Here is a 14,513-nt window from a genome sequence, read left to right on the forward strand (position 1 = left end):
TGGTGAACTCGTAAAGTTCCCGTTTTTTTTGTGTGTTCCATATAAAGGTTAAGAGGCAGGATATGAAAAGATAGGAATATTGAACATAAATAAACAGGAGTTGTTTTAGTATATTATTCGCTATTTATCAACGCAAAACCTCTAAACATCAACGTGGTATATGAAAAAGAATTTTGGATTCGTCCTGGCGGCTGCAATCTTGCTGGCTGGCTGCGGACAGAAAAAAGAAACGACAACGACAACTGCACGTCCCGTAAAGACTACGATTGTCGAGTCAAGATCGATTATCAGAAAAGATTTCTCGGGAATCGTGGAAGCGGTGGAATATGTGAAGCTGGCTTTCCGGGTCAACGGACAAATCATCCAGCTTCCTGTCATCGAAGGACAGAAAGTGAAAAAAGGACAGCTCATCGCAGCTATCGACCCCAGAGACATTGCGTTGCAATATGCCGCTACGAAATCGGCATACGAAACGGCTTCGGCACAAGTGGAACGTAACAAACGGCTCCTCTCCCGGCAAGCGATCTCCGTGCAGGAATATGAAATCAGCCTCGCCAACTTCCAGAAGGCGAAATCTGAATACGAACTGTCTGCCAACAATATGCGCGACACCAAGCTGACAGCTCCTTTCGACGGTTCTATCGAAAAACGACTGGTGGAAAACTATCAGCGTGTCAACTCCGGTGAGGGTATCGTGCAGCTTGTCAATACACACAATCTGCGTATCAAATTCACCATTCCGGATGCGTATCTTTATTTATTACGCGCCAAAGACCCGCGTTTCCTTGTAGAGTTCGACACATTTAAAGGACACGTGTTTCAAGCGAAACTGGAAGAATATCTTGATATTTCTACGGATGGCACAGGAATTCCGGTCAGCATCACGATTGACGATCCGTCATTCGACCGCGATCTGTATGCTGTGAAACCCGGTTTCACATGCAGCATCCGTTTCACGGCAGATGTAGGTCCGTTGGTGCAGGATAGCTGGACGATTGTACCGCTTAGTGCCGTATTCGGCGAAAACGAAGGGAATAAAATGTATGTCTGGGTGGTAGAAGACAATAAAGTCCACAAACGGGAAGTGACCGTCAGCGCCCCGACCGGAGAAGCACAGGCACTCATCTCGGAAGGTTTGAAACCCGGTGAAAAAATCGTCATAGCAGGCGTATACCAACTAGTGGAAGGAGAATCTATAATAGTTGATAAGTGATAGGTGATAAATGATAGTGGGCTGCGCCATAGGGTACTGCTAATTAGAATCGGCTAGTAATAATTCTTTTTTACCGATCATTTACCAACTATCATTTATCATCTATCAACTATTATTTAGTCTCAACTATCATTTATCAACTATCAACTATCATTTATTATGAGTTTAGCTAGATATTCATTAGATAATACGAAAATCATCTATTTCTTTCTTGCTGTATTGCTGATTGGGGGAATCACTTCCTTCGGCAAGCTGGGTAAGAAAGAGGATGCTCCTTTCGTCATAAAGTCGGCGGTTATTATGACCCGCTATCCGGGTGCCGAACCGGCAGAAGTGGAGCGGTTGATTACCGAGCCTATCTCTCGTGAGATTCAAAGTATGAGCGGTGTGTACAAGATAAAATCGGAATCGATGTACGGGCTCTCAAAAATCACATTCGAGTTGCAACCTTCCTTATCGGCAAGCTCCATTCCGCAGAAGTGGGATGAGTTGCGACGGAAGGTGCTAAATATACAGCCACAGTTGCCGAGCGGTGCTTCCGCACCGACGGTTTCCGATGATTTCGGCGACGTGTTCGGCATCTATTACGGTCTGACGGCGGACGACGGTTACACATACGAAGAGATGCGCAACTGGGCGGAACGGATCAAGACGCAGGTAGTGACGGCGGACGGGGTGATGAAAATCGCCCTATTCGGGACGCAGACGGAGGTGGTCAATATTTTTATTTCCACCAATAAGCTCGTAGGTATGGGCATCGACCCGAAACAGCTTGCCAGTCTGTTGCAATCGCAGAACCAGATTATCAATACCGGAGAAATCCGTGCCGGCGAGCAACAGCTCCGGGTGACTGCCAACGGTATGTATACCACCGTAGACGATATCCGTAACCAGGTGATTACCACCAAAGCCGGACAGGTGAAACTGGGCGATATCGCCGTCATCGAAAAAGGGTACATGGACCCTCCATCCAATATCATGCACGTGAACGGCAAACGTGCCATCGGCATCGGCGTCTCCACCGACCCGCAACGGGACGTGGTGCAGACGGGCAAGAACGTGAAAGCCAAACTGGACGAATTGCTGCCACTGATGCCTGTGGGACTGGAACTGCAAAGCCTGTATCTGGAGAACGAAATTGCCAACGAAGCCAACAACGGATTTATCATCAATCTGATCGAATCGATTCTGATTGTTATTGTGATTATCATGTTGGTGATGGGTTTGCGCGCAGGTGTGCTGATCGGCTCGTCACTGATTTTCTCTATTGGCGGCACATTGCTTATCATGTCTTTCTTCGGTGTCGGGCTGAACCGTACTTCATTGGCGGGATTTATCATCGCCATGGGGATGCTGGTGGATAACGCCATCGTGGTAACGGACAACGCACAGATTGCCATCGCCCGCGGAGTAGACCGGCGGAAAGCGCTGATAGACGGCGCAACCGGTCCGCAATGGGGATTGCTTGGGGCTACGTTCATCGCTATCTGTTCGTTCCTCCCGCTCTACCTTGCTCCTTCTGCCGTGGCGGAAATCGTGAAACCGCTTTTTGTGGTGCTTGCCATCTCGCTGGGATTGAGCTGGGTGCTTGCGCTGACGCAGACTACTGTTTTCGGTAATTTCATCCTGAAAGCAAAAGCAAAGGACGGCACGAAAGACCCGTATGACAAACCGTTCTATCACAAATTCGCCTCCATCCTCCGCACGCTGATTCGCAGGAAAACATTGACACTGGGTTCGATGGTAGTGCTCTTTGTTGCTTCGCTGGTTATCATGGGGACGATGCCTCAAAACTTCTTCCCTTCTCTGGACAAGCCTTATTTCCGGGCGGACGTGTTTTATCCCGACGGGTATAGCATTAACGATGTAGTGAAAGAGATGAAATCCGTAGAAGAGCATCTGGCAAAGCAGCCGGAAGTGAAGAAAGTATCGATCACCTTCGGCAGCACGCCGTTAAGGTATTATCTGGCTTCTACTTCGGTGGGTCCGAAACCGAATTTTGCCAATGTATTAGTTGAATTGACGGACAGTAAATATACAAAAGAGTATGAAGAAGATTTCGACGCGTACATGAAGGCGAATTATCCGAATGCGATTACCCGTACCAGTCTGTTCAAACTGTCGCCTGCGGTGGATGCCGCTATCGAAATCGGGTTTATCGGTCCGAATGTGGACACGCTTGTGGCGCTCACCAACCAGGTTTTGGAGATTATGCACCGGAATCCGGATTTAATCAATGTACGCAATTCGTGGGGAAATAAAGTTCCTGTATGGAAGCCTGTATATAGTCCCGAACGGGCGCAACCATTAGGGGTATCGCGTCAGGGAATGGCACAAAGTATCCAGATCGGAACCACAGGTATGACGCTTGGAGAGTATCGGCAGGGCGATCAGGTGCTTCCTATCTTATTGAAGGATAACACGGTGGATTCGTTCCGCATCAACGACCTGCGCACGTTGCCCGTGTTCGGCACGGGGAATGAAACGACCAGTCTGGAACAGGTGGTATCGGAATTTGATTTCCAATATCGTTTCTCGAATGTGAAGGATTACAACCGGCAAATGGTGATGATGGCGCAATGCGATCCGCGTCGCGGAGTGAATGCGATTGCTGCTTTCAATGAGGTTTGGCCGCTGGTGCAGAAAGAGATTAAAGTGCCGGAGGGGTATACGATGAAGTATTTCGGGGAACAGGAAAGTCAGGTGGAGTCTAACGAGGCGTTGGCCAAGAATTTACCGTTGACGTTCTTCCTGATGTTCGTCACGCTGTTGTTCCTGTTCAGGACGTATCGTAAGCCGACAGTGATCTTGTTGATGTTACCGCTTATTTTTATCGGTATCGTTTTGGGATTGGTGTTGCTAGGCAAGTCGTTCGACTTCTTCTCCATCCTTGGTTTGCTCGGACTGATTGGGATGAATATCAAAAATGCGATTGTACTGGTGGAACAGATTGATCTGGAGGCTAAAACGGGCAAAAAGCCGTTGGATGCTGTTGTCAGTGCCACCGCCAGTCGTATTGTGCCCGTAGCGATGGCGTCGGGTACTACTATTCTGGGTATGTTGCCATTGTTGTTCGATGCGATGTTTGGCGGTATGGCGGCTACGATTATGGGAGGTTTGTTAGTGGCTTCGGCACTGACATTGTTTGTTCTTCCGGTAGCCTATTGTGCCATTCAGAGAATCAAAGGCTAATTACCTTCTCTTATATGAAACTTGAATTTATTGTTTAGATTGAATAAAATGAAAACTCAACTTATAACTCTGTCTCTGCTGCTCCTCGGCCTCACAGCCGGGGCACAGCAGCCCTATCTTAGCCGGGAAGCTTACCGGGATAAAGTGGAAGCTTACAGTCAAATTCTGAAGCAACAGAAACTAAAGACGATAGCAAGTACGGAAGCACGGAAGATTGCTCACACGGGATTCTTGCCAAAAATTGATGTCAATGCGGACGGGACTCTCAACATGAGCGACCTTAATGCCTGGAACGAACCGGTAGGCGAATACCGCAACCACACCTATCAAGGTGTATTTATCGTCTCGCAACCGTTGTACACGGGCGGGGCACTCAACGCCCAGCACAAGATTGCCAAAGCGGATGAAAAGCTGAATCAACTAAATGAGGAGCTCACCATCGACCAGATTCATTATCAGAGCGATGCGGTTTATTGGAATGCTTCCGCTTCACAGGCTATGTTGCAGGCGGCGGACAAGTATCAAAGTATTGTGAAGCAACAGTATGACATCATTCAGGATCGTTTCAACGACGGGATGATTAGCCGAACGGACTTATTAATGATTTCCACCCGGCTGAAAGAAGCGGAATTGCAATATATCAAGGCGCGTCAGAATTATACCCTGGCACTGCAAAAACTGAATATCCTGATGGGAGAAGAGCCGAACAATCCCGTAGACAGTCTGTACACGATTGACACGGCTTCCGCTCCGGTGCAGATCCTTTCTCTGGAGAATGTACTGCAACGTCGCGCGGATTACGAAAGTACGGAGGTGAATATCATGAAAAGTCAGGCGCAACGCAAAGCGGCTCTTAGCCAGTTCAACCCGCAATTGAATATGTATTTTAGCGGTGGATGGGCTACAGCTACACCTAATCTCGGTTATGATGTTTCTTTTAATCCCATCGTCGGCATTAACCTGAATATACCGATCTTCCGTTGGGGAGCCCGGTTCAAAACAAACCGTCAGCAGAAAGCGTATATCGGCATACAGAAACTGCAACAAAGTTATGTGACGGATAATATCAACGAGGAACTTTCTGCCGCCCTGACCAAACTGACGGAAACGGAATATCAAGTGAAAACCGCCAAAGAGACTATGAGTCTGGCTAATGAAAATCTTGATTTGGTTTCTTTCTCGTATAATGAAGGAAAGGCAAACATGGTGGATGTACTCTCCGCACAATTGTCATGGACGCAGGCGCACACCAATCTGATTAATGCATATCTATCGGAAAAGATGGCGGTAGCGGAATACAGAAAGGTGATTAGTGAATAAAAAAAAGAGGCTTTGAAAAGCCTCTTTTTTTATAATATCAGTTACGTTCAGCGTTACGCAAGGAAGGAGATCAACACACCCGCAGCTACGGCAGAACCGATTACTCCGGAGATGTTGCTCGCCATGCAATATTGCAATACGTGATTCTTCGGATCGTACTTCAAAGCTATTTCATTGGCTACGCGGCTTGCCATCGGAACGGCACTCAAACCGGTTGCACCGATTAGTGGATTGATTTTCTTCTTCGAGAAGAGATTCACTAGTTTCACAAAGAAAATACCACCGGTTATTGAAAGTGCAAATGCAAGGAATCCACCGATCACGATACCGATTGTTGTCCAGTTGAGGAATGCTTCGGCAGTCATTGTTGCTCCGACAGACAGTCCGAGGAAGATGGTAGCCGCATTCATGATGCTATTGGAAGCAGCGTCGAACAAGCGGAACGTATTGGTTCCGATTTCTTTCACCAGATTACCGAACATCAGCATTCCGATCAATGGCACAGCACTTGGTACGAAGAGGGCCACAACAGTAGTTACCACAATCGGGAAGATAATCTTCAAGACACGCAGGTTCTTGATTTCCGTCTTTGAAGGATACATCTTTTCCTGTTCTTTCATATTGATGCTCAATTCCTTCTTAGTACAGAGCAGTCTCACTACGAGCGGAATAATCACCGGAACGAGTGCCATGTACGAATAAGCGGCAATGGCAATCGGGCCCAGCAAATGTGGCGCCAGTTTGATAGTCGTAAAGATAGCTGTCGGACCATCCGCACCACCGATAATTCCGAGAGAAGCGGCTTCTTTCGGGGTGAATCCCATCAGGATAGCTACCAACAATACGGTAAAGATACCCAGCTGTGCGGCTGCACCGAAAATAGAAAGACGCAGGTTACGCAACATCGGTCCGAAGTCCGTCAACGCACCGACACCCATGAAGATGATCGGAGGTAGGAAACCTGTTTTAATCAGCATATAGTAGATGAAATTCATCAGTCCCAGTTCGTGGGCGATATCATGCAGAGGCATTTCCCAGATGTTTTTCATTACTCCGTTTATCATAATCATGCCATTCTCGTCTGCCTGAATCACACCCATTTCTCCTCCGGGGAAGTTGGCCAACAACACACCGAAAGCGATGGGGACAAGCAGCAACGGCTCGTACTGTTTCTTGATACCCAGATAGAGCAGGACGAACGCGATGGCATACATTATCAGGAACTGCGGATCGGCAATGATATTGCTGAACGCAGTCATGTCATATAAGTTCTCAAATATTTCGTTCATTATCCTATCTTCATTAATACATCATCTTCTGAAACAGTATCTCCCGGATTGGCACAGATAGCAGTCACCGTACCGCCAAACTCTGCACGGATAGCATTATAGGTCTTCATCGCTTCTACATAGCAGATTACGTCTCCTTCTTTCACCGTATCGCCTACTTGCAAGGCGGTTTCTTGTGCATTCTTCACCAAAAAGAACTTGCCTTCCAACGGAGAAAGTACTTCTTTGCCTTCGCCTGCCGGAGCAGCGGAAGCACCCGCTGGAGTAGCAGGAAGCTCGGCATCGCCATAAGCTACGGTGACACGATAAGCCTGTCCGTCTACCTGTACGGTCAGTGTTTTCGGTTTAACATCTTCTTCCGGTGATTTATCTTTTTCGGCACGGCGTTTTGCCACGTCTTCGAGGAAGTCTTCTTTGGCTTTACCACTCTTGTAGGCTTCATATTGAGCCGGGTGCATCGCATATTCGAAGAGTTCTTCGTCGTCCTGTCCTGCTTCCCATTTGTTCTCTTTCATCAGTTTGCGATATTTGTCGAGAGCATCCGGATAGTTGTCCTGTGGATCGCCTTCGAAGAACTTACGGCCTTCACGTTCCGCCTTTTCAATGATTTCCGGAGCAAGTTTGCCCGGCAAACGTCCGGCTTTACCCAGAATCATGTCCCAAATATCATCGGCAATCATTCCCCAACGGTCTTTTCCTTTTTCCATTGCCATCACGTTCATCATGGCAAGGTTCTTCACATATTGACTGAATGGAGTCACCAATGGAGGATAACCGACACGAGGCCATACGTAAGCCACTTCGTCAAACAGTTTGATGAGCAGCTGATCTTGCGTCATAAACGGCAGATTGTGTTTTGCCTTATATTTATTGATGGATTCCAGATTGGATTCGAGGTCGGCCATCAGACTACCCATCATACCGCCGGGAAGTCCGGGAGCAATCAGCAAGGAGTTCATCAGGCGGTTTTTCGGGCTGATATACAGGCCGAGGAAGTCGTCCATAAATTCCTGAATCATGCCACGCACTTTCATGTAGGCTTCCATATTGATTTCGGGCACTTGATATCCGGCATCTTTCAGCATGGCTTGTACGCTAAGCAAATCGGCGTGACCTGTTCCCCATGAAAGTGGTTCTATACCGACATCGATGTAGTCGCAACCTGCTTGGCATACTTCAAGGATACTTGCCATATTGAATCCGGGACCTGCATGACTATGATACTGAACAGGGATTTCGGGATGTGCCGCTTTGATATTGGCTACGATCTTACCTAATGATACCGGACGGCCAATACCTGCCATATCTTTGATACAGATTTCATCTGCACCCAGTTTGATAAGTTCCAGCGCCATATTGGTGTAGTACTCTACCGTATGGATAGGCGAATGAGTGATACAAAGCGAGCATTGTGAAATCATGCCTGCTTCCTTTGCGTATGTGATGGAAGGAGCGATATTACGCACATCGTTCAATCCGCAGAACGTACGAGTAATGTCTGTTCCTTGTGCTTTCTTTACTTTGTAGAATAATTTGCGGACGTCTGCCGGAACGGGGCTCATACGAAGTCCGTTCAGTGCGCGGTCGAGCATGTGGGTTTGAATACCGGCTTCATGGAACGGTTTCGTCCATTCGCGCACGGCTGTATTCGGGTTTTCACCAAACAATAAATTTACCTGTTCAAAACCTCCGCCATTTGTTTCTACGCGGGCAAAACAACCCATTTCAATGATGGCCGGAGCTACCTTTACGAGTTGGTCTACACGAGGTACATATTTTCCGGCTGATTGCCACATATCTCGGAAAACCAAGCTAAACTTTACTTCTCTTTTCATGTCTTTCAGTGATATTCTTTATAGATTTATAATTTTTCTACTTTAGTGATTTTTCCTTTACCCTGTGTCACCACATTTACAGCAGCAGTAATGGCTGCTAAAATGTTTCCCGGAACAGGTGCAGGACCTCGTGCTGCTTCCCGCTTCACAGGAACCACTTCTTCGGGGGCATACTTGTTGACCAATGTAATCAACAGCTTACCTAAATAAATCACAATCAGCAGAATAACAAATACGGTAGCCATTCCGACCACCATCAGCAGGATCGCTGTTTCGATATTTTCCATATAATAAACTATTAGTAATTTAAGTTGTTCGTCTAAAAAGCGTTCGAAAATACCAAATTTTTATTATAAAATAAATTAAGAAAGGAATATAATGTATAAAACTGTCATTTCTCTGATTGATAATCAGAGCATTTATGAGCAGAAACTTATTACAAAAAAAATGTGAGAGAAAGCCCCTCAACTTTCTCTCACACTCTGATAAAACAATTATTAAATAAAAATACTCAATGATAAACCGGTTTAGCCCTCATCTGGTTTCATACCCTCTTCTTAACCTATTAAATTACCAGATAAAAACCGGTCTTGTTAAACCTCTCATGCGCCATCACGGCTTTCATTCTTTTAATTAGCGTAGCAGTCTAGTTGAAAAACCCTTTTAAGCCAACTTGTTTGATCGGGAAAAACAAGCCTTCTAAAGCTCATATAACCCTGGCGAGGGAACCATTTCTGACCTACGTCTCTGGCAGGAATTTTTCATCTGCCCACTGTCTATTGTTTGCTTTGAGCCCTAGTTTGTATTCTTTTCGAAATATTGTTTGTTTTGAATTTAGCTTGTAATTCCCTATAAGGCTTTCTATTGTTTGTTTTGAGCTCCGGCCTTTATTCCTATAAGGAAGATGGCCGGATAATTCCTTCTACAACATTTAATCTTCTAATCAATTCTACCGTTTTTTTCAAACATCATTAAATAGCTCTTATATTAGAAAGAGAAGCATCCATTTGTTTTTTACCAAGAAAAAATGAAGAAAATTTGAAGAAAAATAAAAAAGCCTCTCCTGACTATCCAGAAGAGGCTTTTTTTATTGCAAAATAATTTCTTTCCCTCGAATTTGATAACTGATTCCACACGAGCCGAAGACTTTTTCCAGCGTGGCGTTCAGGTCTTTCGTCAAAACCGTCCCGTTGTAGGTCAGCCCTTCGCACTTCTCGTGCCCGACGACTGTTACCTTAAATATGTGTTCAATATCTGCCACTACATTTATCAGCGGATCGTCTTCATACCCCAACACCTCGGGGAACTCCGATTCTTCTGCCTTTTTCTCTACCGGCACAATCTTGTTCTCATCGCAATGCACGCTTTCTCCGGCAAGCAATGTATGCTTACCTACAGCAGTCTCGACTTTCACACTTCCTTCCTCACAGTCGACAGTCATCTTCTTTCCTTGCTGATCGATGAGGAATTTCGTTCCCAGTACGGTTACGTCGCCGGCTTCTGTACGGACCGTGAATGTCTTGCCTTTGGTTACGTTAAAAGAGGCTTTACCCAATAGTTGCAATTTGCGCTCCCAAAGCCATGTGATATGATTGTAAGTCAGGCGGGAATTTTCCATCACCTGCACAGTACTACCATCCGGCAATTCATAGTTCATAGCAGTGTTATCAGTCACCACCTTTTCTTCTGCCAGGAAGTAACCACCTATCCCCAAAAGAAGGACAACTGCCGCTGCCACTCCCCATGAGAAAGAGAAACTTCTCCCCGCACCTTGTTTTCTTCTCCGGCTTAAGGCGATCTTATGGCTCTCCTCACGTTGCAACTTCAACTTATCACCTATTTCTTTTTTACGAGAAAAGATTTCGCCAACCAGAGGAAGTTTTCCTTCTTCTAAATATTTATCTAAAGATTCTGTCCACTTTTCCATATCTCACACCTCAATTAAAAATCCACAAATTAGCTGCTACCAACAACAAGAAAGATTTGCTCATACGCTCCCGCAAACTGGAGATAGCCATATGAGTAGTATTGTAAACCGTACGTGAAGTGAGTCCCATCACCTGGGCTATTTCTTCCGAACTCATCTTCTTATAGTACTTAAGATACAATACCTCCCGCTGTTGCTTCGTCAAATTGTTCAGTTCTTTCTGCAAAACTTCCAGCTGTTCTTTTTCTAACTCTGAACGGATAATAGCAGTTTCAATATCGATCTCCAGATCAAACTGATATTCGTTTGTGCCTACTTCATCCAGTGATTTTAATGAGCCACTATTCTCTTTTTTCAGTTCGTTCACTATCATGTGTCTCAACGAGACACATAAGTAAGCGGGTATGGATTGAGGGGCCGCGCAAGTTTCTCTTTTCTCAAAGATGTAAACAAACAACGACTGTATCGCCTCGGTTACCAAAGTCTCATCACCGGCTATCTTCATGCCATATCCATACAGTAAATCTGCATATTGCTCATAAAGCTGCCGGAATGCCTCTTCATCCCCTTGCTGAATTTTATCCCAGGATAGTGTCTTCATTTCTATTCACTCATTTATATGAGATATGTTTTTCCTTTTTTTACCTGATTTTTTAGTTAAAAATCAACGGAATATATTTTAAAACTCACTTGTAAAGTGGAATTTGATGTGTTTAAAGTCCATCTGCGCCATCTGAAGTACATAACCGGAGTCTGCCAGGAACACATCGCGCCCTTCTCTATCCTTTGCCATATACTGGTATTTACGTTTCTTGAAGGCTTCCAGTTCTGCGGGATCATCACTTTCTACCCAGCAGGCCTTATAAAGACTTACCGGTTCCCAGCGACAGGACGCATTGTATTCATTCAACAAACGGTACTGAATGACCTCAAACTGCAACTGTCCCACCGTACCGATAATCTTACGGCCATTGAACTGATTGACAAACAACTGTGCCACACCTTCATCCATCAACTGGTCGATACCTTTCGCCAACTGTTTCTGTTTCATCGGATCGGCATTTTCGATATACTTGAACATCTCCGGTGAGAAGCTCGGTAATCCGCGGAAATGAAGCATTTCACCTTCTGTCAGCGTATCGCCGATCTTAAAGGTACCATTATCCGGCAGACCGATAATATCTCCTGCATAGGCTTCGTCAATCGTTGTTTTACGCTGTGCCATAAATTGGGTGGGCGATGAAAAACGCATGGTCTTTCCATGACGAACGTGCACATAAGGAGCATTGCGGACAAACTTGCCGGAGCAAATCTTACAGAATGCCACACAAGAACGGTGGTTGGGATCAATATTGGCTGTAATCTTAAAGATGAATCCGGTGAATTTCGGTTCATCGGGGTTCACTTCACGCTCTTCTGCCTGTACAGGACGAGGACTGGGAGCTATCTCCACGAAACAGTTCAGCAGCTCTTGCACACCGAAGTTGTTCAACGCTGATCCGAAGAATACCGGTGCACAGTCTCCTGCGAGATAGGATTCCGAATCAAATTCGGGATAAACGCCTTCGATCAGTTCCAGATCACCACGCAGTTTGTCTGCCAATGGCTTGCCAATCTGCTGATCCAGTTCTTCCGTATGAATATCGACTGCCACTTTTTCTGTTACCATCTGTTTGGATGGCTGGTATAAGTCCAGTTTCTGTTCGTAGATGTTGTATACTCCTTTGAAACGTGCTCCCTGCTCTATCGGCCAGGATAAGGGACGAACCTGAATCATCAGTTCTTCTTCGAGTTCATCGAGCAAGTCGAACGGGTCTTTTCCTTCACGGTCCATTTTGTTGACGAAGATAATTACCGGAGTCTTTCTCATGCGGCATACCTCCATCAGTTTACGCGTCTGCGTTTCCACACCTTTCGCACCGTCTACAACGATGATAACGCTGTCCACAGCAGTCAGTGTACGGTATGTGTCTTCGGCAAAGTCCTGGTGACCCGGAGTATCGAGAATGTTGATTTTATAATCCCGATAGTCGAATTCCATCACGGAAGTCGTTACCGAAATACCACGTTGTTTCTCGATTTCCATCCAGTCGGACGTAGCCGTCTTTTTTATCTTATTACTCTTTACAGCACCTGCTACCTGTATCTGACCACCGAAAAGCAATAGCTTTTCCGTCAATGATGTCTTACCGGCATCTGGATGCGCAATAATGGCGAACGTTCGCCGTCTCAAAATTTCTGTATTATCTGCCATAGTTGTTAAATTGAGAATTGAAAATTGAAAATTAAAAAATGATACTCAAAGTAGTTTCTTTTTTATTTCTCAACTCTCAATTTTTAATTTCCAATTTCTCCAGGCATCGTTGGAGACTTTCCTCCCAATGGGGGATTTCGATGCCGAATGTTGTTTTTATTTTTGTTTTATCAAGTACGGAGTATGCCGGACGGTTGGCTTTTGCAGGATATTCAGCTGTATGCAGAGGTTTCACTTTGCAGGAGGTTATTCCCGCCAGGCGATAAATAGCCACTGTGAAATCATACCAGGAACAAACGCCTTCATTGCTGAAATGGTAGATGCCGCGGACTATACCTTTATTAATAATGGTATAGATGGCACGTGCTAGGTCATTGGCATAAGTCGGGGTTCCGATCTGGTCGAAAACAACTCCCAGACTGTCACGCTCTTTTCCAAGACGGATCATTGTCTTCACAAAATTATTGCCGAAGATGGAATAAAGCCATGCAGTACGGATTACGACTGCTTTCTCGCAATAATTCATCACGTCATATTCTCCTTCCAGTTTGGTGGTGCCATATACAGAGTCCGGACAAGGATCGCAATCCTCCGTATACGGAGTGTGTGCAGTACCATCAAAGACATAATCGGTAGATACTTGTATCATAGCGGCTCCGTTGAATTGTGCCGCACTTGCCAATTGTTTCGGTGCTTCGCAATTCAATTGATAGGCTAGTTCCGAATTATCTTCCGCTTTATCTACGGCCGTATAAGCGGCACAGTTCACGACAAGCTCAATCCGCTTCTCTGCGATATAAGCCCAAACGGCTTGCTTGTCACAGATGTTTAGTTCTTCTACATCTGTGAAATAATACGTATGTTGCGGGTTCTCTTTTGCAAGCACCTGCATCTCATTGCCAAGCTGACCGTTGGCACCCGTTACCAAAATTCTCATTTATTCATCCAGTTTTAATTCACCTTTACGGTCTTTATCATAATAGTTTGCCAACATAGAAAGGAAACTAGTGATAGCTTCCACTGCCTTAGCAGTACCTTCACTGATAGGCTTTTTTTGAAGACGAAGCAGGAGTACTCCATACAATGCCTCAAAACAGGTCTCCAATTCGGGCTCGTCTTTCTTACCGTTTTTATTCCGTAATTCTACAATAAACGGCAATGCCTTGAAATAAGCGGCACTGTAAAAAGGAAATTTAGGAGAAGAAGCCAATGCGTTATGCAACTCTGTCAGATTGATAATCACATTCTTATTAATCTGCAAATGACCTTTTTCCCGTACTCCTTCCTCACTCATCATCGTAATCAGATTGGTATACCATTCTCTCATGGCAGGCTGCTGATCTGCCGGATAACGGGCAATTATATTTGCCTCCATCTCTTCCGGTTCACAATGATTGGCGCGGATCAAGTCTTCCTCTTGCCACATATATATAAGGTACTCGGCAATATTCTTCTCTTTCAGTTGTTGTGCTATCTGATTCAT

Annotated in this window: 11 protein-coding genes; 3 read left to right on the top strand and 8 right to left on the bottom strand. The window is 45.4% G+C overall.

Going from position 1 to position 14,513, the window contains the following annotated elements:
* The first annotated feature begins 160 nt into the window (after positions 1-160).
* The 3 genes from H8796_RS23210 to H8796_RS23220 all read left to right on the top strand — a co-directional run bounded on the left by H8796_RS23210 (position 161) and on the right by H8796_RS23220 (position 5,725).
* A complete protein-coding gene (locus H8796_RS23210) occupies positions 161-1,213 on the top strand; it encodes an efflux RND transporter periplasmic adaptor subunit (protein WP_117937394.1) in 1,053 nt (350 codons plus the stop codon).
* A 159-nt stretch (positions 1,214-1,372) separates the two neighbouring features.
* Entirely contained in the window at positions 1,373-4,405 is a 3,033-nt protein-coding gene (locus H8796_RS23215; protein WP_117937392.1) for an efflux RND transporter permease subunit, read from the top strand.
* 48 nt (positions 4,406-4,453) lie between these two features.
* Positions 4,454-5,725, top strand: coding sequence for a TolC family protein (locus tag H8796_RS23220; RefSeq protein ID WP_187343884.1), 1,272 nt, complete (start codon positions 4,454-4,456; stop codon positions 5,723-5,725).
* Positions 5,726-5,778: 53 nt separating this feature from the next.
* On the opposite strand, the gene H8796_RS23225 is transcribed toward H8796_RS23220, so the two are convergent.
* The 8 genes from H8796_RS23225 to H8796_RS23260 all read right to left on the bottom strand — a co-directional run bounded on the left by H8796_RS23225 (position 5,779) and on the right by H8796_RS23260 (position 14,513).
* Positions 5,779-7,014 (bottom strand): sodium ion-translocating decarboxylase subunit beta, encoded by a 1,236-nt coding sequence (locus H8796_RS23225; protein WP_117937388.1) that lies wholly within the window; start codon positions 7,012-7,014, stop codon positions 5,779-5,781.
* Positions 7,014-8,849 (bottom strand): biotin/lipoyl-containing protein, encoded by a 1,836-nt coding sequence (locus H8796_RS23230; RefSeq protein ID WP_117937387.1) that lies wholly within the window; start codon positions 8,847-8,849, stop codon positions 7,014-7,016. The genes H8796_RS23225 and H8796_RS23230 overlap by 1 nt, the downstream gene beginning before the upstream one ends.
* Before the next feature lie 26 nt (positions 8,850-8,875).
* Positions 8,876-9,136, bottom strand: a complete 261-nt coding sequence (locus H8796_RS23235) for an OadG family protein (RefSeq protein WP_117937385.1) — start codon at positions 9,134-9,136, stop codon at positions 8,876-8,878.
* Between the two features lie 800 nt (positions 9,137-9,936).
* Entirely contained in the window at positions 9,937-10,776 is an 840-nt protein-coding gene (locus H8796_RS23240; RefSeq protein WP_117937383.1) for a FecR family protein, read from the bottom strand.
* A 10-nt stretch (positions 10,777-10,786) separates the two neighbouring features.
* Positions 10,787-11,377, bottom strand: a complete 591-nt coding sequence (locus H8796_RS23245) for an RNA polymerase sigma factor (RefSeq protein ID WP_117937382.1) — start codon at positions 11,375-11,377, stop codon at positions 10,787-10,789.
* 78 nt (positions 11,378-11,455) lie between these two features.
* Entirely contained in the window at positions 11,456-13,030 is a 1,575-nt protein-coding gene (locus H8796_RS23250; RefSeq protein ID WP_008025990.1) for a peptide chain release factor 3, read from the bottom strand.
* Between the two features lie 76 nt (positions 13,031-13,106).
* On the bottom strand, positions 13,107-13,967 hold the full coding sequence (rfbD, locus tag H8796_RS23255; protein ID WP_117937380.1) for a dTDP-4-dehydrorhamnose reductase: 861 nt from the start codon (positions 13,965-13,967) through the stop codon (positions 13,107-13,109).
* A complete protein-coding gene (locus tag H8796_RS23260) occupies positions 13,968-14,513 on the bottom strand; it encodes a DUF4924 family protein (protein WP_117937378.1) in 546 nt (181 codons plus the stop codon).

Source organism: Bacteroides sp. M10, assembly GCF_014334015.1.
Taxonomy (GTDB): Bacteria; Bacteroidota; Bacteroidia; order Bacteroidales; family Bacteroidaceae; genus Bacteroides; species Bacteroides intestinigallinarum.